The organism is Neobacillus mesonae, from assembly GCF_001636315.1.
GTDB lineage: Bacteria > Bacillota > Bacilli > Bacillales > Cytobacillaceae > Neobacillus > Neobacillus mesonae.
In genome coordinates this window covers 4,286,019-4,308,891 of sequence record NZ_KV440949.1, presented here as the reverse complement: position 1 = coordinate 4,308,891, position 22,873 = coordinate 4,286,019, and the positions used below count along the sequence as shown (strand labels likewise).

At 38.1% G+C, this 22,873-nt stretch carries 20 protein-coding genes and 1 pseudogene; 6 read left to right on the top strand and 15 right to left on the bottom strand.

Features of this window, described 5'->3' with window-relative positions; translation table 11 throughout:
* The first annotated feature begins 37 nt into the window (after positions 1–37).
* Positions 38–778: a bis(5'-nucleosyl)-tetraphosphatase PrpE gene (gene prpE, locus A6749_RS20150; protein WP_066395110.1), complete on the top strand. Its 741-nt coding sequence runs from the start codon at positions 38–40 to the stop codon at positions 776–778.
* Between the two features lie 27 nt (positions 779–805).
* Here prpE and A6749_RS20145 read toward each other — a convergent pair whose 3' ends face one another.
* Genes A6749_RS20145 through A6749_RS20130 form a run of 4 tightly spaced genes read right to left on the bottom strand, consistent with a single transcriptional unit; the run spans position 806 to position 3,584 of the window.
* Positions 806–1,708: an RluA family pseudouridine synthase gene (locus A6749_RS20145; protein WP_066395107.1), complete on the bottom strand. Its 903-nt coding sequence runs from the start codon at positions 1,706–1,708 to the stop codon at positions 806–808.
* Between the two features lie 21 nt (positions 1,709–1,729).
* Positions 1,730–2,524, bottom strand: a complete 795-nt coding sequence (locus tag A6749_RS20140; RefSeq protein ID WP_066395102.1) for an NAD kinase — start codon at positions 2,522–2,524, stop codon at positions 1,730–1,732.
* Positions 2,525–2,564: 40 nt separating this feature from the next.
* The gene (locus tag A6749_RS20135; RefSeq protein ID WP_066395100.1) at positions 2,565–3,203 is read right to left on the bottom strand and encodes a GTP diphosphokinase; all 639 of its coding nucleotides are present in this window, start codon (positions 3,201–3,203) and stop codon (positions 2,565–2,567) included.
* Positions 3,204–3,224: 21 nt separating this feature from the next.
* Positions 3,225–3,584, bottom strand: a complete 360-nt coding sequence (locus A6749_RS20130; RefSeq protein WP_066395098.1) for a UPF0738 family protein — start codon at positions 3,582–3,584, stop codon at positions 3,225–3,227.
* A gap of 106 nt (positions 3,585–3,690) precedes the next feature.
* Here A6749_RS20130 and A6749_RS20125 point away from each other — a divergent pair, with 106 nt between their 5' ends.
* The 4 genes from A6749_RS20125 to A6749_RS20110 all read left to right on the top strand — a co-directional run bounded on the left by A6749_RS20125 (position 3,691) and on the right by A6749_RS20110 (position 7,652).
* Positions 3,691–4,281, top strand: a complete 591-nt coding sequence (locus A6749_RS20125; protein WP_066395091.1) for a CYTH domain-containing protein — start codon at positions 3,691–3,693, stop codon at positions 4,279–4,281.
* A gap of 175 nt (positions 4,282–4,456) precedes the next feature.
* On the top strand, positions 4,457–4,870 hold the full coding sequence (locus A6749_RS20120; protein WP_066395088.1) for a globin domain-containing protein: 414 nt from the start codon (positions 4,457–4,459) through the stop codon (positions 4,868–4,870).
* Positions 4,851–5,735 carry a ClpXP adapter SpxH family protein gene (locus A6749_RS20115; RefSeq protein ID WP_066395087.1) on the top strand — a complete coding sequence of 295 codons (885 nt, stop codon included), beginning with the start codon at positions 4,851–4,853 and terminating at the stop codon, positions 5,733–5,735. Before A6749_RS20120 ends, A6749_RS20115 begins: the two co-directional genes overlap by 20 nt.
* A gap of 1,014 nt (positions 5,736–6,749) precedes the next feature.
* Positions 6,750–7,652, top strand: coding sequence for a nuclease-related domain-containing protein (locus A6749_RS20110; protein WP_066395085.1), 903 nt, complete (start codon positions 6,750–6,752; stop codon positions 7,650–7,652).
* Positions 7,653–8,236: 584 nt separating this feature from the next.
* Here the strand turns inward: A6749_RS20110 and pepF are convergent.
* From pepF to spxA, 5 genes are all read right to left on the bottom strand, one after another.
* Positions 8,237–10,060: an oligoendopeptidase F gene (gene pepF, locus A6749_RS20105; RefSeq protein ID WP_066395084.1), complete on the bottom strand. Its 1,824-nt coding sequence runs from the start codon at positions 10,058–10,060 to the stop codon at positions 8,237–8,239.
* 141 nt (positions 10,061–10,201) lie between these two features.
* Positions 10,202–11,404 (bottom strand): competence protein CoiA, encoded by a 1,203-nt coding sequence (locus A6749_RS20100; RefSeq protein WP_066395082.1) that lies wholly within the window; start codon positions 11,402–11,404, stop codon positions 10,202–10,204.
* 84 nt (positions 11,405–11,488) lie between these two features.
* Positions 11,489–13,000, bottom strand: a complete 1,512-nt coding sequence (cls, locus tag A6749_RS20095; RefSeq protein ID WP_066395074.1) for a cardiolipin synthase — start codon at positions 12,998–13,000, stop codon at positions 11,489–11,491.
* A gap of 74 nt (positions 13,001–13,074) precedes the next feature.
* Complete coding sequence (mecA, locus tag A6749_RS20090) at positions 13,075–13,740, bottom strand: adaptor protein MecA (protein WP_066395073.1); 666 nt, start codon at positions 13,738–13,740, stop codon at positions 13,075–13,077.
* Between the two features lie 344 nt (positions 13,741–14,084).
* Positions 14,085–14,480 carry a transcriptional regulator SpxA gene (gene spxA, locus A6749_RS20085; protein WP_066395071.1) on the bottom strand — a complete coding sequence of 132 codons (396 nt, stop codon included), beginning with the start codon at positions 14,478–14,480 and terminating at the stop codon, positions 14,085–14,087.
* A 559-nt stretch (positions 14,481–15,039) separates the two neighbouring features.
* Between spxA and A6749_RS20080 the strand changes: the two genes are divergently transcribed.
* Complete coding sequence (locus A6749_RS20080) at positions 15,040–15,225, top strand: hypothetical protein (protein ID WP_066395065.1); 186 nt, start codon at positions 15,040–15,042, stop codon at positions 15,223–15,225.
* A 36-nt stretch (positions 15,226–15,261) separates the two neighbouring features.
* Here A6749_RS20080 and A6749_RS20075 read toward each other — a convergent pair whose 3' ends face one another.
* The 6 genes and pseudogenes from A6749_RS20075 to A6749_RS20040 all read right to left on the bottom strand — a co-directional run bounded on the left by A6749_RS20075 (position 15,262) and on the right by A6749_RS20040 (position 22,872).
* A complete protein-coding gene (locus A6749_RS20075) occupies positions 15,262–17,658 on the bottom strand; it encodes an ABC transporter permease subunit (RefSeq protein ID WP_066395058.1) in 2,397 nt (798 codons plus the stop codon).
* On the bottom strand, positions 17,651–18,511 hold the full coding sequence (locus A6749_RS20070; RefSeq protein WP_066395052.1) for an ABC transporter permease subunit: 861 nt from the start codon (positions 18,509–18,511) through the stop codon (positions 17,651–17,653). The genes A6749_RS20075 and A6749_RS20070 overlap by 8 nt, the downstream gene beginning before the upstream one ends.
* A gap of 411 nt (positions 18,512–18,922) precedes the next feature.
* Positions 18,923–19,616 (bottom strand): annotated as a pseudogene (locus tag A6749_RS27805) (transposase).
* Between the two features lie 324 nt (positions 19,617–19,940).
* Complete coding sequence (locus A6749_RS20050; protein ID WP_066395040.1) at positions 19,941–20,876, bottom strand: ABC transporter ATP-binding protein; 936 nt, start codon at positions 20,874–20,876, stop codon at positions 19,941–19,943.
* Positions 20,877–21,944 carry an ABC transporter ATP-binding protein gene (locus A6749_RS20045; protein ID WP_066395037.1) on the bottom strand — a complete coding sequence of 356 codons (1,068 nt, stop codon included), beginning with the start codon at positions 21,942–21,944 and terminating at the stop codon, positions 20,877–20,879.
* A gap of 4 nt (positions 21,945–21,948) precedes the next feature.
* On the bottom strand, positions 21,949–22,872 hold the full coding sequence (locus tag A6749_RS20040; protein WP_066395034.1) for an ABC transporter permease: 924 nt from the start codon (positions 22,870–22,872) through the stop codon (positions 21,949–21,951).
* Position 22,873: the final 1 nt, after the last annotated feature.

Sequence of the window (22,873 nt, the reverse complement as noted above, 5' to 3'; positions counted from 1 at the left end):
AATTATTGTAATAAATTTAGATAAAAGGTGATCATTTATGAAAATTGATATCATCGGTGATATTCACGGATGTTTTCAGGAATTACACGAACTTACTCTTAAGCTTGGTTACGATTGGGAAAGCGGCATTCCTCTCCATTCAGAAAATAGGATTTTAGGTTTTGTTGGTGACTTAACAGACCGGGGGCCAGAATCCCTTAAGGTGGTTGATGTTGTCTGGAAATTAGTAATCGAATGGAAAAAGGCCGTTTATACACCAGGAAATCATTGCAATAAGCTATATCGTTATTTTCTCGGCAACAAGGTCCAAGTTACTCATGGACTAGAAACAACAGTCGCAGAATATGAATCATTATATAAAGTAGATCAGCAGTCCATTCGTAAAAAATTTATCCAGCTATATGAAAATGCTCCGCTTTATGCTGTTTTGGATGATCGAAAGCTTATTATCGCGCACGCAGGAATAAAACAGGACTTGATCGGAAAGCAGCATGCAAAGGTAAAAACGTTTGTCCTATACGGAGACATTACCGGAGAAAAACACCCTGATGGTTCCCCTGTTAGAAGGGATTGGGCTAAAAACTATGATGGACCAGCTTGTATTGTCTACGGCCATACCCCGGTAAAGGAACCGCGGATTATTAACAATACGTATAACATTGACACTGGTTCAGTTTTTGGCGGAAAACTGACGGCATTAAGGTATCCAGAAAAGGAACTAATTTCTGTTCCTTCTACTATGCCATACATCGAAGAAAAATTTAAACGATTTGATTAAGAAAATATAAAAAATAGGCTGAACACATTACACGTCAGCCTCTAAAAACTTTTCCATATCGGAAGGCAATGACGCAGTGAAAGTCATTTCCTCCCGTAGAAATGGGTGTATGAAATTTATTTTTTTACAATGAAGTGCCTGTCTTTGAATTACAGTGGAAATGGGACCACCATATAAATCATCACCGACCAAAGGATGTCCAAGAAAGGCCATATGGACTCGAATCTGGTGCGTTCGGCCGGTCTCAAGCCTAAGTTCAACGCGGGTAAAGGAATGATGTCTTTGTAATGCTCGATAATGTGTACAAGCATATTGACCATCATCCCTCACCTCTCGCTCAATTATGCTGTCCCCTTTCCTGCCAATCGGCGCCGTTATCGTCCCGCTTGTTTCAAGAATCACACCGCTGGCGAAGGCCTCATATGTTCTATGAACCAGGCCTTTTCGCTGCATTAAACTAAATAAGTGATGGACATGGCGATGCTTTGCCACAAGAACTATTCCTGATGTATTCCGGTCCAGTCTTGTGACAATATGCGGTGCCGCACAAAAGCCTAATTTGTCATAATAACCGACAAGGGCATTCGCTAAACTTCCAGAAGGATGCTCTCTGGAAGGAATCGTATTCATCTCGGCAGGCTTATTTACCACAAGAATAAACTCATCTTCAAACAAGATCGAAAGCGGCACATCTTCACCCTTTGCCCCTTCACTTGGTGTTTCTGGCGGAAAAATGACGGTTAGTTCGTCACCTGTCTGCAGTTTATACCTTACATTCACCGCTTCCCCATTGACAAGGATGCTGCCGCCCTTAAATTTAATATCCGTTAATGCCGTCCGAGAAATTTCTTCATTTTTCAAGAAATCCTTAATTAACAGCCCTGCATTACTATCATCCATAACCCAGTTCAGTTGAAACTGTGATGACATTGAATTCCCCCCTGCTGCTGCTTAATCAGAGATAAAGGAATCATGTACTCTCTTCCAGAATGGAAACGGTCGGAAACGGGCAAAGCGGATTTTTTCCTCCGGAACTCTAAACTGAATCGACTTCACGTCCTTATGGAGCAGCGTTAAGTGATCAATCGTGATCTGAAAATCAGAGCGATTGACTGGTTTCAACAAACATGTATGATGCGCTGGAAGTATCAGCGGGGAACCCACTGTTCTAAACACTCGATTGTTAATTGAGGCCATTTCGGCAATCTGAATTGCGGAAATTGACGGATGAATAATTGCCCCGCCAAGAGCCTTATTATATGCAGTACTACCTGAAGGTGTGGAGACACATAGACCGTCGCCGCGGAAACGTTCAAAATGCTGCCCGCGGATTTCCACGTCCATGACAAGTGTCCCATCAATACTTTTAACGGTTGACTCGTTTAAAGCTAAATACCTTGCTTCTTTACCGGCATGCGAATAACGGATAATAACCTCAAGCAGCGGATATTCCACCACTTGATAAGGGGTTTTCGCAATGGCAATAACAAGCTTTTCAATTTCGTCGGGAATCCAGTCAGCGTAAAACCCTAGATGCCCGGTATGAATTCCAACGAATGCCGTTTTGCTTAAACGGCTGCTATAGCGATGAAATGCATATAACAGCGTGCCATCACCGCCAATGGAAATAACAATGTCCGGCTGGTCCTCATCGTAAATGAGATCAAAGTCGAGTAGATACGTCCTAATCTTATGCATCAAAATATTCGATTTCTGATCTCCTTTTGACGTAATCGCAAATCTCATTTCATATTCTCCTCATTTGAAAATAGTCCAAAACGATTGACTAGCTTTTCTCTTGCTGCTTTAATTCTTTTTTTCGAGTAAAAAAAGCCTGGGCCTCTTTGATTTCCCCACGAATTAATGACATTTCCTCGTCAAGTCGGAAGGCTGCCTCCGCTGCCCGCTGCAGCCGCATTTGAATATCGGAAGGAAACAAACCTTTATACTTATAGTTAAGAGAATGTTCAATTGTCGCCCAGAAATTCATTGCGAGCGTTCTGATTTGAATTTCCGCAAGAATTTTCTTTTCCCCGTGAATGGTTTGGACGGGATACTGAATGACGACATGGTATGAGCGGTAGCCGCTAGTTTTTTTATGAGAGATATAATCCCTTTCCTCGAGAATTTCAAAATCATTACGATTTCTTAATAATCTAACAACCAGATGGATATCCTCCACGAACTGGCACATAATTCGAAGGCCCGCGATATCCTGTATTTCCTCTTCTAATTTATCAAGTGGAATTCCTTTTTGATTTGCCTTATCAAGAATACTGGCGATTGGTTTGACCCGGCCGGTTACAAACTCAATTGGTGAATGGTCCGAGTCCAGATCAAATTGCCCTCTCATGCCCCTTAATTTAACTTTCAGTTCATCTATCGCTTGTTTATATGGGGCTAAAAATTGGTCCCAATGCTTCATTGAATCCACCTCGATGTCTATCTAAAAAATTTCTTCTACCTTTACGACCATTTCTTTCCCGTAATTGCTATTGCCTTTAATATTGCTAATGATATAGTCTAATTCATCATAAAATTGGACTAATTCTACTTCTTGGTCAGGTCCTATTAGCGATACAGGCAATGACTGATCTAAACCACTTTTTAAAACAGACCATGTTAGTTCTGGTAAAACGATATATGTATAATCCTCTTCGGCCTCCATTAAATAGATGAAGGAGTATTGGTCAGAATCCACGAGTATTTGTCCTGTAGGAATTAAACCAGTGAGCGTTTCAGAAACTTCTAATTGAAGCTTTGTTTCGGTTATACTTGCTTTTGAGACTGTTATTCTTTGCTTCATCTTTTTCCCCCCATTCTTTAACACCCTTATTTTAGCATAACGGGGACCATTCACCCAAGAGTTGCGGTGACACAAAAGGAAACTTTAACGAAAGGTTTGAAGATTAATGACGGAAAATCTAGAAATTGAATTCAAAAATATGCTGACAAAACAAGAGTATGAAAAGCTGCTGCACACCTTTCGCATTGATGAAAAGCAAATTTTTATACAAGAAAACCATTACTTCGATACGCCGGAGTTTGCTTTAAAAAATATCGAGTCTGCACTAAGAATACGAAGAAAAAAAGATCAGTTTGAAATGACTTTAAAACAGCCTGCCTCGATTGGTCTGTTGGAAACCAATCAACAAATAAATAAAGATGAAGCTGCCGAAGCAATTCAATTTGGCAGACTGCCGTCGGGTAAAATTAAAAATATACTTGAAGAGAAAGGAATCTCTTTTACTGCTATTCAATACTTCGGATCACTTGTTACCAAACGCGTAGAGATGAAATATGAAATTGGGCTGCTAGTCCTTGACCACAGCCTTTATTTGAATAAAGAGGATTATGAATTGGAGTATGAGGTTAAGGATTATCAAACGGGGAAAGATGCTTTCATAAAACTGCTCCAGGACAATAGGATTCCAGAGCGTAAGACAATGAATAAAATTCGTCGTTTTTATCAGGAAAAATATGTACAAAGCAGCAGTAAATAACCTGTTTCATTATTATAGCTTACTTTTTTTAGGTTGTGATTCTACTAAAACCCATCACATTGTACACATTAATAACTGATGAAATGATTTAATTTGCATTTCAAGCAATTAATTTGTGATATGAAAAAGGCATTGCTACAATAAACATACAATGAAACTAAAAGGAGTTGTCAACATGATCGAGGACAATATGACACCATTCGATCGTCTCGGTGAGGAAACTCTTCATCGTCTTATCGACACTTTTTATGGCCTTGTTGCACAACATCCTGATCTTGCTCCCATATTCCCGAAGGATTTAACCGAAACTGCTCGAAAGCAGAAGCAATTTTTAACACAATATTTAGGCGGACCACCGCTTTATACAGATGAACATGGTCATCCAATGCTGCGTGCTAGACACATGCCCCATCCGGTCACACCCACTAGGGCAAGGGCATGGCTTTCATGTATGAATCAGGCGATGGACAAGGTTGGAATGACTGGACCGATAAGGGATGATTTCTATTCCCGTTTATATTTAACAGCCCAACATATGATTAATACCCCGGATTCGGGTGAAGAAATTGATGGTGACTTTCGTGAATAGCTCTTGGTATCCTGGCTCAAAGAAAAACTGTTATGGCCATGATAAAAAGCCGATTGAAATATATATGTTTATCGACCCGTTATGCCCTGAGTGCTGGGCGCTGGAGCCAATCATTAAAAAGCTGCGGATTGAATACGGACGGTACTTTTCGATAAAACATGTTCTAAGTGGAAGACTCGCAAATTTAAACCTTAGCAGCAAAAAAAATTACGAAAATATCGCGAAGGTTTGGGAAAAAACTGCAAGCAGATCAGGAATGTCCTGTGACGGCAGTCTTTGGCTGGAAAATCCCGTCGACGCTCCCTACAACGTTTCGCTAGCGCTGAAAGCGGCAGAACTACAAGGCAGGCGTGCCGGGATCCGCTTCCTGCGAAGGATGCAGGAAGTTGTATTTTTAGAAAAGCAGAATATTTCTGATTTAGCGGTGCTTCAGGAATGTGCGATAAGTGCCGGGCTTGACGTTGGAGAATTCATTAATGATATGCATTCGGAAAGCGCTGCGAAGGCCTTTCAATGTGACTTACAAATCACTTCTGAAATGGATGTAACCGAAATTCCGACCCTTGTTTTCTTTAATGAAAATGTTGAGGATGAAGGAATCAAGATTACCGGCACTTATCCTTATGAGGTATACGTGCAAATTTTGGAGGAGATGCTTACCATCAAACCAGTCAAGTCCCCGCCGCCGCCGCTTGAAGCGTTTTTGAAGTTCTTTAAGTTTGTGGCGTCAAAAGAAATTGCAGTCGTTTATAATATGCCGATTTCGCAAATTGAAAAAGAAATGAAAAAGCTCCTATTGAAGCAAATGGTAGAACAGGTTCCTGCAAAATACGGTACATTTTGGAGGTATATTGAAGGAAAATAAATGTCGGCTGCAGTCCGGCATATTTTTTTATCAGTCAAAAAAATACCTTGCAGTAAATTGTCTGCAAGGTATTTTCTATAGATACGAACAAAGGGGATGGGAGAAATTTTTCACGGTCAAACAAAGGGGTATATGTTTGTTGGTGATCAACTTCACGTCTTAAATATAGCATGGAGGCACATTTGGAACAATAAGTTTGTGCTATATTTCACATAATTGTCAAAAAGTCATAAATTCACGAAATGGACAATACACATATAGTATGTGAATCCGATTTTAAAGGTGGCATACAAGCATTGAAGAAGTTACCTTATATCATGATGCTCCTCTTTTTTGTCATTGCCTTTTTTCTTCATATACTTGCTATTATGAAGATTTTTTCTTTATTTATTAGCATACCATTATTATTTCTATCGATAGTATTCATATTGCTCCACTTTAATAACCGAAAAAGGTTTAGGGGTTTTTAAAAGTTGCTTCGTAATCACTATTTGCCAACGGTGCAAATAGTGATTGTATTCTCTTTGTCTGATTGCATTGTATTATTTTGAAGCATCCCATCCTTATTGAACTTAAGTTTAGGCGTCAATAGCTTTCATTGGATACACTTTTCCCTTTTTCTCCTTGAGTTTTGTCGCCAATAACATTCATTGGAAACACTTCACCTTTTTTCTCCTTGAGTTTTGTCGCCTATAGCCCTCATTGGAAACACTTTACTCTCTTACTCCTCGAGTTTTGTCGGTAATAACCCGGATTGGAAACATTTTGCTCATTTTCTCTCTAGTTTTTTTGCAATACCCACTAATTCTAGATACTTTGTAGATTTGTAAAAGAAGGGTTCCCGAAAAATTTTGAATGTTAACAAAATGTTCATTACTATAATCAAAAAACAACGATTTTTTATTTAAAATGTAATTAATAGCTTATTGGGGCGCTTGTTCTAAATAAGGTATTGCACGCAAATCCAGGTGAACTAATAGGCGCAGAAGTCGAAAAATGATTGGGGAGCTTAGTATGTTCTTTAAGCATAGGACTGAATCAGATACGATAAAAATTTTAAGATCCTTAAACAGAAGAACGATTTTAAATGAAACGGACAAACAGCATTTGTTAAATCTTCAGAAAGGCTTTGAAGGAGAGGTAATGTTCGATACGCTTATCGAAAAACTTCAATGCGAATCGCTAATATTGAACGATTTATTACTTAAAAGTAATAATTCCACTTTTCAAATAGTTTCGTTCATGATTAAAGAAATTACTTATCTCTTTGAAATAAAAAATTATGAAGGGGACTTTTATTACGAATCAGACAATTTCTATACAATGAACGGAAGCAAAATTCAAAATCCACTGCACCAGTTAAATCGAGCTGAATCCCTAGTAAGTCAATTGCTTCATAAAAACGGCTACAATAACCCGATAGAGTCATGGGTTGTTTTTATTAATCCAGCATTTACTTTATATCAAGCACCTAAGAACCAACCGATCATTTATCCTACCCAACTTGATTATTTATTAAAAAAATTAAGCACTTCATCCAGGAATTTAAATAGCAGAGCCTTTGATATAGCTAAACTATTATCTTCATTGCATCAAACCGATAACCCTTATACGGATTTACCAAAATATAATTATGAGCAATCGAAAAAGGGATTTACATGTAAAGCATGCCTGTCATTTTCAATTGGGGTTAATGGTAGAAAAATATTTTGCTATGATTGTGGTTCTGAAGAAGATATCGAATCTGCTGTCATTCGAAGTGTAAGAGAACTTATATTGCTTTTTCCTGATAAAAAAATTACTACTAATGTTGTTCAAGAATGGTGTCAAGTAATTACGAGTCAAATTCGGATTACAAGAATTTTAAAGAGACATTTCAAAGCTATTGGTTATGGTCAGTGGACTTATTACGTGTAAATACTGAATTTACCTATGAAGAAATAACCATTTTCCAAATGGTTATTTTTTGTGCTTCATTGGAAACATTTTTCCCTTTTCTTCCTAAGATTTGTTTCCAATAGCCTTCATTGGATACACTTCCCCTTATTTTTCCTCGAGTTTTGTCGCCTATAGCCCTCATTGGATACACTTTACTCTCTTGCTCCTCGAGTTTTGTCGCCTATAGCCACGATTGGTAACACTTTGCCTCTTTTCCAACAGAGTTTTGTCGCCAATAGCCTTCATTGGATACACTTCGCACCTTTTCCAACAGAGTTTTGTCGCCAACAGCCTTCATTGGATACACTTCGCTCCTTTTCCAACAGAGTTTTGTCGCCAATAGTCCTCATTGGATACACTTCGCCTTATTTTTCCTCGAGTTTTGTCGCTAATAGCCTTCATTAGAAACACTTAGCCCCTTTTCCAACAGTGTTTTGTCGCCAATAACCCTCATTAGAAACACTTTCCCCCCTTTCCACCTGAGTTTTTATCGCCAATAAACTTAATCAACACCATTTCCTACAAGGAAAGGCTGGTGCCGCCGCGGGTACCAGCCTTTTGCATTATTGATGTACTAATAATTGTTCCAATTCCCCAAGTTTTTCTTCAAACACCTTCAATGCATTTTTAACTGGGTCGGCGCTGGTCATATCCACGCCTGCTTTTTTCAGAACTTCAATCGGATAATCTGAGCTTCCGGCACTTAGAAAGTCTATATAGCGTTTGACTGCCGGTTCGCCTTCTTCCAAGATTTGCTTGCTTAATGCAGTGGCTGCACTAAAGCCTGTAGCATATTGGTATACATAATAATTGTAATAGAAATGCGGAATTCGTGCCCATTCCAAGCCGATTTCCTCATCAATTACAATATCCTCTTCACCGAAGTACTTTTTATTTAACTCATAATAAATTTCTGTTAACGAGTCAGCTGTTAACGCTTCGTTGTTTTGGGCTTTTTGATGAATTAAATGTTCAAATTCAGCAAACATAGTTTGACGGAACACCGTGCCGCGGAAGCCTTCTAAATAATGGTTTAAAAGATAAATCCGCTTCTGCTCGTCATCTATTGTTTTTAATAAGTAATCATTTAGCAAAGCTTCATTGCAAGTTGAAGCAACTTCCGCAACAAATATGGAATAATTTCCATACGGATATGGCTGTGATTTTCGTGTATAGTAGCTATGAACTGAGTGGCCGAATTCATGTGCAAGTGTAAATAAATTATTAACATTATCCTGCCAGTTCATTAAGATATATGGGTTGGTGCCGAAAGCCCCTGAAGAATACGCCCCGCTGCGCTTTCCTTTATTTTCATGAACATCTACCCAGCGGTTTTCAAACCCTTCTTGTAGAACCTTTGCATATTCTTCTCCTAATGGAACCAGGCCTTTAAGGACCAAATCTTTTGCTTCTTCATACTTAATTTCCATCTTTACGTCTTTTACCAGCGGTGTGTATAAATCGTACATATGCAATTCGTTTAACCCTAAAACTTTTTTCCGCAGCTTCACATAGCGGTGCAGTAAATGCAGGTTTTCATTAACCGCATTTACAAGGTTGTCATAGACGCTTTCTGGAATATTATTCGCCGATAGTGCTGCATGTCTGGCTGAGTCGTATTTCCGTACTCTTGCATTGAAATTATTCTTTTTAACATTGCCGCTTAAAGTACTTGAAAACGTGTTTTTAAACTTTCCATATGTTTGATAAACAGCTTTAAAGGCATCATGACGGACCCGTTGATCACTACTTTCCAGGAAGCGGATATAACGTCCGTGGGTAATTTCCACCTCTTCACCGTTTTCATCCTTTATGGAGGGAAACTCCAAATCCGCATTATTGAGCATCCCAAACGTGTTGCTGGAGGCATCCATTACTTCGACTGCTTCCGCTAGAAGTGCTTCCTGCTCAGCACTTAAGACATGCGGCCGCTGGAGATTAATTTCCTCAAGAGCATGCTCATAAAGCTTTAATTCCGGCTTTTCATTCAAAAAGCTGGAAACCTTACTTTCATCAATCGAGAGTATTTCCGGAACGATAAAGGCTAACGCGCTGGCAGCCTGCGAATAAAGATTTTTCATCCGGTCATCTAAGCCTTGGTAAAAGGAATTGGTGGTATCCTGGTCATATCTCATATGTGAATATGTATATAGCTTGCCAATACGCTCAAGCAGCTGGTCTTCACACTGTAACGCCTTATAAAATGTATCTGCGCTTTCACCGAGTTTCCCTTCATATTCCTTAATTCCCGGGATTAGACCTTTTACTGCTTGAAATTCTTTTTCCCATTCTTCATCGTTAGCAAAAATATCCTCTAATTTCCAAGTATCCTGGGCGGGAAGTTCACTTCGTGCCGGTAGTGACTTTACAGCCGATTCATTTGTCATAACTAATCCTCCATTCGACTTTTAGTTCGGAATACGAATAGTATTCCAATTACATATATTCTTTTCACTAAGTCTTTTTTCCTCTTTTATAATCGAGAAAAAGACGAAGCCCTCCTCTTTATTATACCCATTGCTTAATTTTCATTTATTATTCCTGGAGAATGCTTTTATTTTTTGATGAAATAGATCTTTCATTTCTTCCTTCTCACGATTCGACCCTGGTATAATAAATTTTTTCTTCAGCTGAAAGGTCGTTTCAGATATTTTAGTTAAAACCCCTAGTCGCTCTAATAAGAAAAAATAGTCCATTACCGCCTCCATATAAGGCACTGAGTCAAGCTGCGGCAAATGCCGAACAATCAGTTCTTTTCGCTTGATTCTTCTGTTAATCAGGTATTTGATCTCACCTAGAGTGCAAAGATCACCTTGAGTTCTTCCCATCAGAACATCAAAATATAGATAAGTTTGCCAGACAATAGGCGAAGTTTGGAAAAATAAAGAATGCGGGACCGGCAAACCGATTTCGCAAGGCAATAAAAACAGGTTCAAATTATGATTATACAAATCATACAGAAAGTGATTTGAGCGCGCCCCTGAACTTAATCCCCAATGAAGTTTAAAGTGATTGACTTCCGCTTCCCATTTTGTAAAAGAAATCTTATAAAAAGAACGAGCCGGGGCTAATAAATGTTGTAAATTGGTGTTATCAAGCCGATGGACAGAATGGTGTGCAAACGCATTTTTAACTGAAAAAGGTATGATGGAATCCAGGAAGTGAAAAAATCTTTTTTCGGGGCAATAGGCAGGTATATATAAACTCCCCTTCTCAGATGAACGTAGAAATAAATAGTGAAAGTTTGCTAAAGAAACGATATTATTCTTCTTAAAATGAAGCTGCTCACTGGAGATTATCCAAATCGGTATATACCCATTTTGTAAGTATGTCCTTGTCCGTTTAATAAAAACCTGCTCTGGTAAAGGTGAACACTGATATTCTAATGCGTATTTATGTCCTTGATACTTGAACATTATATCGGGCCGCTGCTGAATCTCACGGTCATAATACTCTAAGATGGCAGGAATTTTTTGACCAATCAGCCAGCGATACAACTGCAGCTTTCCTTCCAAATGATTTTCGGTTTCTCCATCAAAAAAATCAGCACATGTCCCCCCTCTTTTGTGCGCAAAATGGAAAATTCGCTGGTTTCCCAATTTAAGAATCACACCCTCACCACAAATCGGGCAGATAAACTCTTCTTTTTCTCTAAGCGAAATAAGAGTTTCTTTCCTATATTCATTTCCGAGACAGATCGTTTTCCCTGCTTTTGTCGATGCTGTTAACAAGTGAATCCCTCCTTTCATGTAAACACTATTCGACAAATTTAGCAGGAATCCTTTTAAAAAAACTCGTCAAAAGTGACGAGTTTTTTACAATAGCGGTGACAGAAGACGTGCGGTCGATTCCAGCAGGCGAAAGCCTATATGCCGCTCTTCAAATGCTTTTAAGTCCATTTGTTTGGAGTATTGCAGGTCATTCACATATTCTTCAACAAGTTTTTCCGTGCTTTTCGTTCTGAACAAGAAGGCATTGACTTCAAAATTCAAATGAAAGCTGCGCATGTCCATATTAGAGGTTCCTATTGAGGCCAATTCATCATCAACAATAACAATTTTACTGTGCATAAAACCTCGTTCATATTCGTAAATTTTCACCCCGGCTTCAAGCAGTTCCGGAAAGTATGACCTTGACGCATGAAAAACAATTCGCTTATCAGGCCGGTTAGGAACAAGCAATCTAACATCAATACCGCTTAAGGCAGCGACCTTCAAGGCAGAAAAAATATCCTCATCGGGAATAAAATATGGGGATGCAATCCAAACTGACTTTTTTGCCGCGGTAATCATCGAGAAAAAGATATTTTTGATGACACTCCATTCATTATCGGGTCCTCCCGCAATCAGCTGGACACCGCCATGGCTTTTATGATCAATTTGTGGCGATAAATATTCCGCTGTTAAAAAACTGTGATTTGTCATGTAGTACCAATCTTGCAGAAAAATTAGCTGTAAACTCCGGACAGCCTCTCCTCTTAACATTAAATGCGTATCCCGCCAAAAACCAATATTTTTATCCCGGCCAAGATATTCATCTCCAATATTTAATCCACCGACAAATCCAATGTTGCCATCAATCACAACAATTTTACGGTGATTGCGGAAATTAAATTTATTGTTTAAAAAAGGTAATCTAACCGGCCCAAATGGGACAGTTTCAACTCCGGCATTTTTTAATTGATTGATAAATGTCTTAGAAAGCTTCCAGGAACCAACCGCATCAAACATAAAACGTACCTTGACTCCTTGATTTGCTTTTTCCATTAATATATTTTTAATTTCCTGACCAATCTCGTCATGCCGGACAATATAGTATTCCATATGGATATGGTGCCTGGCTTTTTTTAATTCTTGAATAATATGACGAAAGGTTTCTTCCCCATTTGTTAATACATTTGTCGCAGTATCGAAGGAAATCGGACTATTTCCAAGCTTTTGTGCTAAGGTAAATAACTGTCCGTGATGTTCTCCCATTAAAGCTCGCTTCTCCTCGCTTCTCGGGTCATCATCACCCTCAACCGTTAAAAATGCTTGTTTATCAAGAAAATATTTTTCTCGGTACATTTTTTCTTTACGATAATTTCGGCCAAACAAGAGATAAAAAATAAAGCCCACAAGCGGGAAGCTCCCAAGTACGACAAGCCATGTGATTGTTTGGGATGGATGACGATTCTCCAAAAAGATAACAAATCCAATAAAAATAACAGATAATGAAATCATCACGCTAAGAAAGCCCAAAACACCGCTCTCCAACCGGTCCCGAAAGAAAAACAAAAGGATGGATAGTACCAATAGGAAAAGGATCACCCTTACTGTATTTTTCATACCCTCACCTACCAGACAATAGTATATTTTCAATATGTAAAATACCGATTTCAATTTTGAAATCGGCACTTTCGTTAACTAAAATATTTTCGTAATTCAGCAAAAACATTATCAGCTATTATTTCTTTTCCATACTCTTGAATTCGATGAATCGTTAGCTGGGTTTCATAGCCGTATTCCAGCAGAACACTTAAAATATCATCAATTTCCTCTTCCTCAAATTCATCTTCTGGAAATTCTACGTATAAATAATATTTACCTTCAAAATGATACAGCTTTGTTATCATATCGTCCAAACCTGGCCTAGAGCTTAGGCTGATCACATCTTCGAAATCTTTAAAGGCAAGGATGAATTCTAAAGTATCATCATCAAGGATATCGTCATCAGAATAGTTCGGATTAAAATGCTGATCCAAGATTTCTTCGATTTTCTCATCGACAGGCAAATCATTTACTTTACTATTTGGGATTGGAAGCTCAAACTTTTGACCATCCTTGGAAAGCTGTGCCCTAGTAACAAGCACTTCCAATCCTTTATCAAGTGCTTGAACTTGAATCCAAAGCGGTCCTTCCATCGAGAATTCCTCTTCTTCATGAACTTCATCCATCATTTCCCAAAAGAGTTCTTCACTTCGTTCGCGATTGTACCAAATTTCTTCACGATCAAAGCCTCTCTCTTCTATATCAACATAGGAAATATAAAATTTTACTGTATATTCATTGATACGTTCAATTTCCATCTTTACCTCTCCCCTCCATTGTCCATATTGAAGGGACAAAATACCCCCAGGCAGATAATGCATCTTAGTATTCACTCCAACAAAGAGGGTTATTCCATTAATATAGGGGTTCTCCCCTTCTGAAAACTAAATACCCCTGTACTCTCATTTTATGACAAAATCACTGTTAAGGGAAATAAAAAATCCGAAATAAAACAAAACGGTGAAAATGCCTATTTACAGTATACAGAAGCATTTTGTCTTAGGAAATTAATTAAGGATATTCCTTTAATTGTAGCAAATAAAAGGAAAAACCACAAACAGTTTGATAAAAAAAAAGCCTCTTTTAATAAGAGGCTTTGCTATTAATTAACCATACGCTGTGCTTCGCGTAACTGGTAGGTCCTAACCTTTCTAGGGAGAAAACGACGAATCTCGTCTTCATTGTATCCAACCTGAAGACGCTTTTCATCAATAATGATTGGACGTCTAAGCAGACCTGGATTTTCCTTTATTAATTTAAATAAGTCTTGCAAAGGCATAGAATCCAAATTAACATCTAATTTTTGGAATGTCTTTGATCTCGTTGAAATAATTTCATCTGTACCATCCTCCGTCATTCGGAGAATTTCTTTAATTTCTTCCATGGATAAAGGTTCAGAAAATATATTTCTTTCCTTATACGGAATTTCATGCTCTTCCAGCCAAGATTTTGCTTTTCGACATGATGTACAACTAGGTGAAGTGTATAATGTTACCATTTGTTCTTCACACTCCTCTTTTATTTGCAATCCACTATATAAATAGAAATTTTGTATATGCATAGATAAGAAAAATCAATAATTAAAATTATTATAAATAAGTAATTTCTATTGTTTATTATACACCACTGTTTCTGAAAAGGGTATCCCTTTTTCTAAAAATATTGTTTAGTAGCATACAAGCAGCGCTTTTTCCAGTCCTACTATATTAAACGTTTAATTTGGGCAAAAGTTTCACTTTTTTATTCTTTTTTGCTAAAAAGTTTTTAATGATTTCATTTGTCCTTTCATATAATGTCGTTTCTTAAAATATTTTTTTGCGGGCATGTTCTTGTTATTTTTTCTTATACCACCGTTATATACAATTTAAACCTTTTTAACAAGAGACAATTTCCCTATTTTCTCAATAATAAAACCTAAATGAAAACGCATACAATACTGTCATAAACTTAATAAACTTTCCCCTTTAAATAAAGTCTCAGTTCTTTTAAAATAAGGGGGAGGGATATTCAATATTTTGCATTGCAAATATTTGATTATAATAAATGGAGGGACTTTAATGGGTGCTTACATAACGGATTTAGTTGTTGTTGCCTTATTAATTATTGGAATTACCGCATTTATGGGTGACATTACAAATGGTATCGGGGAAAGGCTGTTTGGCGGAAAGCGCCGCAGTGAATATGTGGATCAGAATGCCCGTTTCCAAACCGGCTGGAAGGCTGTTGGTGGGAAGAAGAAATAAAGAAAAGGACAAAACGCTGGCGTTTTGTCCTTTTTCTTATTCTCTTATAGATAACCAATCGTTGAAGTATTCTTCCGGCACTTGATAGTAATCCATTGTAAATCGAATAAACTCTGGTGTGTTCACTTCCTTATATTTAAAACGGTTATAGTAAGCTGCCAAGTAATTCACAATTGATGTATTTAAGTCCTCCCTTCTTACATCATGTTTATGATTAATTAATTCGAACAACTTTAGTGCCGGCTGACCATAAATATAACCTGCATTCGGATGTTCAGATAATGGGACATTGGAAATCTGACTGCCCAATCCAAGTTCTTCTATTTTCCTCATCCTGTACATGGAGAATGCCTGCGCCTGATATGGCCCTTGATGTTCCGCTAAATAAAAATACATATTTGTGGCAAATTCAGTAAACCCTTCATCCAGCCATGCTTCATGATACTGATCATTTGAGACAACACCATAAAAGTATTGGTGGGCGATTTCATGAACAAGTGCAATTTTGAAAAACTGTGAATTGTCATGGTATGGGTCTACCGTAATAATTCCAGGGTACTCCATATTCTGACCATTATCTAAGATAACATCTAATTGTGAAAGCGGGTATTCACCAATATTTTTTTGATAAAAATCTAAAGCTTTTTTTGCAAGTTTTAAAGTATCCTTCGGTGCTTTATCATGATCCTCTTTTGTAAATAAGCGAACCTCTACTCCATTAACAGCAGTGGTATACATTTTGAAATCTTTAACCACAGCAATGAAGAAATCCCGTACTTTTTTAACTTTCACTTGACCTTTGTGTTCGTTTAATCCCGGATCTTTATCTGCAGTAGAAATGAAGGAGTATTCTTTTGGAATTTCATAATGAACCACATAATTGGAAAAATCGGTGTGGAAGGTTTCAAAACCATCCTGATAATCCTCTTTATTCCATTTTCCATTTTGAAATGTTGCCAGCATAGGATACCACTGTGCAAGATAGTAATGATCCTTTACTTTGGAAAACCGGCTACCTTCTCCCGGAACAGTAAACTGATAGATTATTTCAACCTTTGCCTGCTCCCTGCTTTCCATTTTCTTATTTAGCAGGATTCTTAATGTATCATGATTCAAGGAAAAATCCGCTTTTTCTCCATTTACTTTGATCTCTTTTATATCAACAACTGAAAACCCTTTAACAGATTTAATGGAATGACCTTTTGTAAATGCATTCGGAATAAAATAAAAAACGAGATCTTCCCATTTATTATCGGATTCATTAGTTACAGTAATTTTTGCATTGGTCGTAAATTTACCTTCGTTGCCCATTTTCAAATTCAAGTAGTACGCTGCTCTGCTATAATTTTTCACCCCGATATCGTTATCCTTTGTTATATAGACATATGTTCCGAACCCCACAAAAGTGAGAATTAGGACAACGAAGGCTAGGCTTTCACCGGTTAGATAGAAGCTGCGCTTTTTTTTATAAACCTTTCTCTTAGGCCTTAATAAGGGTTCAAAGCCTGTCTTTATCCAAGGTGTACGTTGATAATTAGACTGAAAACGATTTTTCAAGCCATTTGCTAATAAGCTAAAGGAAATAGTGATAATTAACAATAGGATTAATGGAACGTATAATATATAAGTTGAATTACTATAAATACTTTCCCGCGCCGCTCCGACCAGTCCGGAAATTTCTTTTGTGATTGATAAATAGATTTGGTTATCAGGTCTATATATGGTACCGCCAATAAAAATTTTCATTAAGGCGAGCTGTCCCATTAAGGCAATCACTTGCACTATTTCCAAAATAAACATTACCAGGAGCGATTCCTTAAGCTGTGGGAAAATATGCTTCCAAACAAGTCGATGACGATTTGCACCTAAAGTCCGTGCTGCTTCGATGAAGGTTGCGGTTGAGATTTCTCTTGACTTTTTTCGGACCGAGGACACAATACTTGGAGTACTAACAATTGATGCAATAATAATAAAGTAGAAAACCAGCACATTTGGGTCCAGCATTACATTAAACGTAATCGGCCTAAGAAAGAAAAACATAATCAGAAAAAGCGGCACATAACTCCAAGCATTTTCAAATGCCTCAAGCCATTGCGGTGTTTTCTTCCAAGTACCAACATATAACCCAATAAGCGTTCCTGCTGTCATTTTGAATAGCGTCACAGTAAACGAAATAATGATGGTATATCGAATTCCATATAAAATCATTGATAGCAAATCATATCCTGATTGATCTGTCCCAAGCAGGAACTCATTTGATTTAAATGGACCAAGCGGAGGTGCAAATATGGTCCCATTTTCATAGCGCAACTTAAGAGTCTCCGTCAATGTATGCGGCGCTAAAATAGGTCCAAATATGGCAAGAAAGATTAGAATAGCTGATAATAATATCCCGGCATATAAAGAATAATTAATAGAAAATAATCTATTCATATATAAATCCTCGTTTAAAGATATAAAGTAGTAATCTAATAGAAAAATAAACGATTAAAGAAATCAATAGCATGGAAAAAAGTCCGATAGAAATTGGTTGAAATTCATTGTTTTGGAAAATAAATTTCGTTATACCTGGAACATTAAGCAAGTATTCAATAATAAATAGGTTACCAATAGCTAAAGAAACCACCTTTGTTAGTTCCGCTATAATGAATGGCTCTATATTCTTATACACATGTTGAAAGTTTATGTAATTTACCCGCATTCCTTTTGAAACTGCCGTACGGATATAATCTTCTCCGCTTGTCTGATAATATTGCACGGCAAGCAATTTAAACATATAAAGAGTTGGTGCTATACCCGTTAGTACTATCGGATACCAAAGATTTAGCGCTCCTGCATCAGGCCTTAAAGAAATGATTCTGACACCGGTAACCTCGTAGATTTTGATTGCCAAAACTAATGAAAAAACAATTAAAATAAAATCGGGTATGGTAGCTAAAATATTTAGCAGCATATTAAAGAATCGCGTAATGATAAAACGGCTTAAAAATACCCCAAATAATAATCCTATTATTACTGCCGCGAGCACCCCTATCAGCAATATAAATAAGCTAATCATGACATTACCTTTTATATCCTCGGAAATAAGCCTTACTTGATCACCAAGCTGATATGTACCTAAACTCCCGCTTGCAAGTTCCGTTATAAACTGGCCATATAATTTTCCAAGATGGCTAGCATCGAAAGAAATATTTAGTCCGTTTGGGTTGATTACGATGATCGACGGCATGGCAGCAAGAAAGATGATTAGAAGGAAAATAAAAATAGTTTGCTGTAAAATTCTCATCCTTGTCCCCCTTTGCTTATACTATATTGCTATACATAGTTACTTTATTATTTTCCTGTTTTGTCACAATATTGTCAATAATTTTCAATATATTTAGAAAGCATTTAAATATAAAAAAATAAAACGGTCATGGAGACCGTCAGATTGTCGAGAAAGGGTATTTTTCTCGACAATTTTTCATTTTGTCAGACCTAAAATACTGCTTTTTATTAAAAGATTAGCTATGCTAACGGGCCTGTTGATTTCCGCTCCGGGCACTCGCTTTCCGCGGGGAGGTTCCTGGAGCCTCCGCGGCGCTTTAGCGCCTGTGGGGTCTCCAGTGACCTCTCTATCCCGCAGGAGTCGAGTGCCCTCCGCTCCAATCAACAGGGGGCAAATCAACCTGAAGTATTGCAACAAACTTTTTCTATCCTAGCTAAGTGTGTTGCAATTTTTTTTTATATTTTGGCAGGCTGCCGTAAGGAGAGCCTGTTCACTTGCTTTCTTCAATCCCCGTAACCGGCAGTAGCGATGCCCATGCAGTTCTTTTGAATCTGCAAAGCTTCGCTCAATTTTTTCCTTTCTAAATTTATAAAGTATTTTTCCCGATTTTGATAAACGGTTTAATCTAACCTTTTCTTTGTGCTCTCCCCAAACATGACGTGTCACTACCTTGACCTTATTTTTAGATCGTGTACATTGGGAAAGAAGTGGGCAGTTTTCACATTTCTTTGGATCTGCCTTGTATTCTCGATGTCCCTCCCGGTTAGTTGTTTTGTACGTTAATTCTTGCTTATTAGGAAAAACATATAGATTACGGTCTTTATCATACGAGAATTTCCATTTAGGAAATAAACCAGCGGTAGGCGACGTTTGTCCTTATTTCCCTTTCTAATTGACATTCAGAACGAATGCTGTAAATGTACCCAATAAACATCATTTTAAAAAGAATAAGGGGCTCAGTAGGGCGTCTGTTATCATGACTATAATAAGGACGAACTTTTTCTAGAAGAAATGAAAAATCAATGTATTTGTCAATCAAGCGAAGGAGGTGGTCGTCTGGAACTAACTCATCAATACTCACAAATTCATATTCACTTTGGCTAAACTCTTTTGGCTTAAACATTGTTTTCACCACTTCTTTTTAATTATTTATTAGTTGAACGGAAGCTCTTTATTAATAACAGACTGTTGATTGGAGCGGAAGGCGGCGAAGACTCCTGCGGGAGTACGGGGCAGGGGGAGACCCCGCAGGCGCTTCAGCGCCGAGGAGGCTCCCCGGCACGCCCGCGGAAAGCGAAGCCGCCTGGAGCGGAAATCAACAGACCTATTGAAAGGCATATATCTTAATAATATTATAATAAATTAACGCGGTGAAATATTAAAGTATTTATATAAAATAAAAGGCTATCGAAAGTTTTTCGACAGCCTGACGGTCATGGAGACCGTTTTATTTTTTATATTCTTTTTTATATTGTTCAAATTCTTTTTCGGAGCAGTATACTAAATGACCTGGCGAAATTTCTCGCATTTCAAGTTTTTCGTTTTCAGCGTAATGGTGTGATGCTGGATCATATAAAATCCGGCGGCGGGTTCTTTCAGACTCAGGGTCTGGAAGCGGGATTGCCGATAAGAGCGATTTAGTATATGGATGCATCGCATTTTTATAAAGATCATCAGCCGGGGCCAATTCTACGAGCTTTCCAAAATACATAACCCCAATTCGGTCACTAATGTATTTTACCATGGATAAATCATGGGCAATAAATAAATACGTAAGCCCTTTTTCCCGCTGCAATTTTTTCATTAAATTAACAACCTGAGCTTGGATTGAAACGTCTAGAGCTGAGATTGGTTCGTCTGCAATGATAAACTCTGGCTCAACAGCTAAAGCTCTGGCAATTCCAATTCTTTGCCTTTGACCACCGGAAAATTCATGCGGATAACGATTAGCGTGCTCTTTATTTAAACCAACCGTTTCAAGCAGCTGATATACACGCTCCATCCGCTCTTTTTTGTTTTTAGTCAAGCCGTGAATATCAATACCCTCAGCAATAATATCAGCGACCGTCATCCTTGGGTTCAAGGAGGCATATGGGTCTTGGAAAATCATTTGCATTTTTCGGTTGAATTTTTTTAATTCCGATATAGACTTTCTGCCGTGGACATTCTCACCATTAAACAAGACTTGTCCACTTGTCGCATCATAAAGGCGGATAATTGTTCGTCCGGTTGTCGATTTTCCACAGCCTGATTCACCAACAAGCCCTAATGTTTCGCCTTTGTAAATATCGAAGCTAACATCATCCACAGCTTTTACCTGATTGGGACGGCCGATATTAAAATACTGCTTTAAATGTTTAATTTCTACTAATTTTTCCGCCATTTATTTCCCCTCCTTCACAAGTACTGGTTTTTCAAAGGTAGAGGATAATTTTCGCATCTTTATTTTAACTGCTTCCGGCGGCTCTACTTTAGGGGCATCCGGATGCAGCAGCCATGTTTTGGCAAAATGAGTTTCTGAAACTTGGAACATTGGCGGCTCTTCCTCAAAATCAATCGCCATTGCATATTGATTTCTAGCAGCGAATGCATCACCTTTTGGAGGATTTGTTAAATCCGGCGGTGTGCCTGGAATTGCGGCAAGTTCTGTCTTATGATCACTATCCAAACTTGGCATTGATGCTAACAGTCCCCAAGTGTATGGATGGCGCGGGTCATAGAAAATTTCATCAACGGTACCAATTTCAACAATTTGTCCCGCATACATGACAGCGACCCTATCAGCTACATTGGCAACTACACCTAAGTCATGGGTAATAAAGATAATGGACGTATCCATTTTCTTTTGTAAATCCTTCATTAATTCTAAAATCTGTGCTTGAATCGTAACATCAAGCGCAGTTGTTGGTTCGTCGGCAATTAACAAGCTTGGATTTGCCGCAAGCGCAATCGCAATCATGGCCCGTTGTCTCATCCCACCGGAAAACTCATGCGGATATTGATTCACCCGTTTTTCCGGCATGGGGATTCCTACTAGTCGAAGCAATTCAACGGCCCGTTCTTTTGCCTGCTGTGATTTCATGTTTTGGTGTTTGAGTAAAACCTCCATGATCTGATGTCCGACCTTCATCGTTGGGTTAAGTGAAGTCATTGGATCTTGGAAAATCATACTAATTTCTTTTCCGCGGATTTTTTCCATCTCTTTATCTGATTTCTTAACGATATCCTCGCCATGGAAAAGAATCTGCCCGCCTGTGATTTTTCCTGGAGGCATTGGAATCAGCTTCATAATTGTTTGATTCAAAACTGACTTACCCGAACCGGATTCTCCTACAACAGCAAGCGTTTCACCTTTATAAAGATCAAAGTTAATCCCTCGTACAGCTTGTACTTCTCCTCCATACACCTGGAATGAGACTCTTAAATCTTTTACTTCAAGTATCTTTTCCATGTTCTCACCCCTTATTCCGTAATCGTGGGTCTAAAGCATCGCGCAGCCCATCACCGATAACGTTAAATGCGAAAATGGTCAAAGCAATTAAAATCGCCGGGAAAAACAAACGCCATGGATAATATTGGATTGAGGCTAAACCATCACTGGCCATTGTTCCCCAGCTTGCTAATGGCGGTGTTAACCCTAGACCAAGGAAGCTTAAAAATGATTCCGTAAAAATTGCGGAAGGAATAGTCAATGTCATTGTTACAAGAATTGAACCCATCGCATTAGGGATTAAGTGACGGCCCATAATACGTGATACGCCCGCTCCAAGTGTTCTTGCAGCTAAAACATATTCCTGATTCTTTAATGATAGGACTTCTCCACGAACAATCCTTGACATATTAATCCAGCCGGTTATCGTCATTGCTATAATCATTGTCGTTAAATTTGCACCTAATACAACCATTAGTAAAATAACTAGCAATAAATATGGAACCCCATATAAAATATCGGCAATCCGCATCATGATTTCATCGACACGGCCGCCCTTAAAGCCAGCTAGTCCACCCCAAGTAACCCCGATAATAAAGTCAACTAACGCAGCAGCAACCCCGATAAACAGTGAGATACGTGCTCCTTGCCATGTACGTGCAAACATATCTCGGCCTAAGTCATCAGTTCCAAACCAATGGGTAGATGATGGCGGTTTATTCGTATTCATTAAATCATTTGTAGAATAATCAAATTTAGTCATATATGGTCCAAAGATTGCCATGAAAATAAGTATTATCAACAATACAATCCCAAACATGGCAAGCTTGTTTTTTCGGAAACGAATAGTTACATCCTTCCAAAAAGAAAGGCTTGGCTTAGAAATTTTTTCTGCGTCAGATGTTTTTGCTCCAACAATTTGAAATTTTTCTTTTGAAATTTGCTGCATA

Bases quoted from the DNA above. Each gene is read 5' to 3' on its own strand.
- A6749_RS20135 (WP_066395100.1), bottom strand. From the start codon at position 3,203: ATGAAGCATTGGGACCAATTTTTAGCCCCATATAAACAAGCGATAGAT.
- A6749_RS20070 (WP_066395052.1), bottom strand. From the start codon at position 18,511: ATGAGAATTTTACAGCAAACTATTTTTATTTTCCTTCTAATCATCTTT.
- A6749_RS20075 (WP_066395058.1), bottom strand. From the start codon at position 17,658: ATGAATAGATTATTTTCTATTAATTATTCTTTATATGCCGGGATATTA.
- spxA (WP_066395071.1), bottom strand. From the start codon at position 14,480: ATGGTAACATTATACACTTCACCTAGTTGTACATCATGTCGAAAAGCA.
- A6749_RS20050 (WP_066395040.1), bottom strand. From the start codon at position 20,876: ATGGCGGAAAAATTAGTAGAAATTAAACATTTAAAGCAGTATTTTAAT.
- A6749_RS20110 (WP_066395085.1), top strand. From the start codon at position 6,750: ATGTTCTTTAAGCATAGGACTGAATCAGATACGATAAAAATTTTAAGA.
- cls (WP_066395074.1), bottom strand. From the start codon at position 13,000: ATGAAAAATACAGTAAGGGTGATCCTTTTCCTATTGGTACTATCCATC.
- pepF (WP_066395084.1), bottom strand. From the start codon at position 10,060: ATGACAAATGAATCGGCTGTAAAGTCACTACCGGCACGAAGTGAACTT.
- A6749_RS20125 (WP_066395091.1), top strand. From the start codon at position 3,691: ATGACGGAAAATCTAGAAATTGAATTCAAAAATATGCTGACAAAACAA.
- A6749_RS20115 (WP_066395087.1), top strand. From the start codon at position 4,851: ATGGTGACTTTCGTGAATAGCTCTTGGTATCCTGGCTCAAAGAAAAAC.
- mecA (WP_066395073.1), bottom strand. From the start codon at position 13,740: ATGGAAATTGAACGTATCAATGAATATACAGTAAAATTTTATATTTCC.
- prpE (WP_066395110.1), top strand. From the start codon at position 38: ATGAAAATTGATATCATCGGTGATATTCACGGATGTTTTCAGGAATTA.
- A6749_RS20040 (WP_066395034.1), bottom strand. From the start codon at position 22,872: ATGCAGCAAATTTCAAAAGAAAAATTTCAAATTGTTGGAGCAAAAACA.
- A6749_RS20145 (WP_066395107.1), bottom strand. From the start codon at position 1,708: ATGTCATCACAGTTTCAACTGAACTGGGTTATGGATGATAGTAATGCA.
- A6749_RS20140 (WP_066395102.1), bottom strand. From the start codon at position 2,524: ATGAGATTTGCGATTACGTCAAAAGGAGATCAGAAATCGAATATTTTG.
- A6749_RS20080 (WP_066395065.1), top strand. From the start codon at position 15,040: ATGGGTGCTTACATAACGGATTTAGTTGTTGTTGCCTTATTAATTATT.
- A6749_RS20045 (WP_066395037.1), bottom strand. From the start codon at position 21,944: ATGGAAAAGATACTTGAAGTAAAAGATTTAAGAGTCTCATTCCAGGTG.
- A6749_RS20130 (WP_066395098.1), bottom strand. From the start codon at position 3,584: ATGAAGCAAAGAATAACAGTCTCAAAAGCAAGTATAACCGAAACAAAG.
- A6749_RS20120 (WP_066395088.1), top strand. From the start codon at position 4,457: ATGATCGAGGACAATATGACACCATTCGATCGTCTCGGTGAGGAAACT.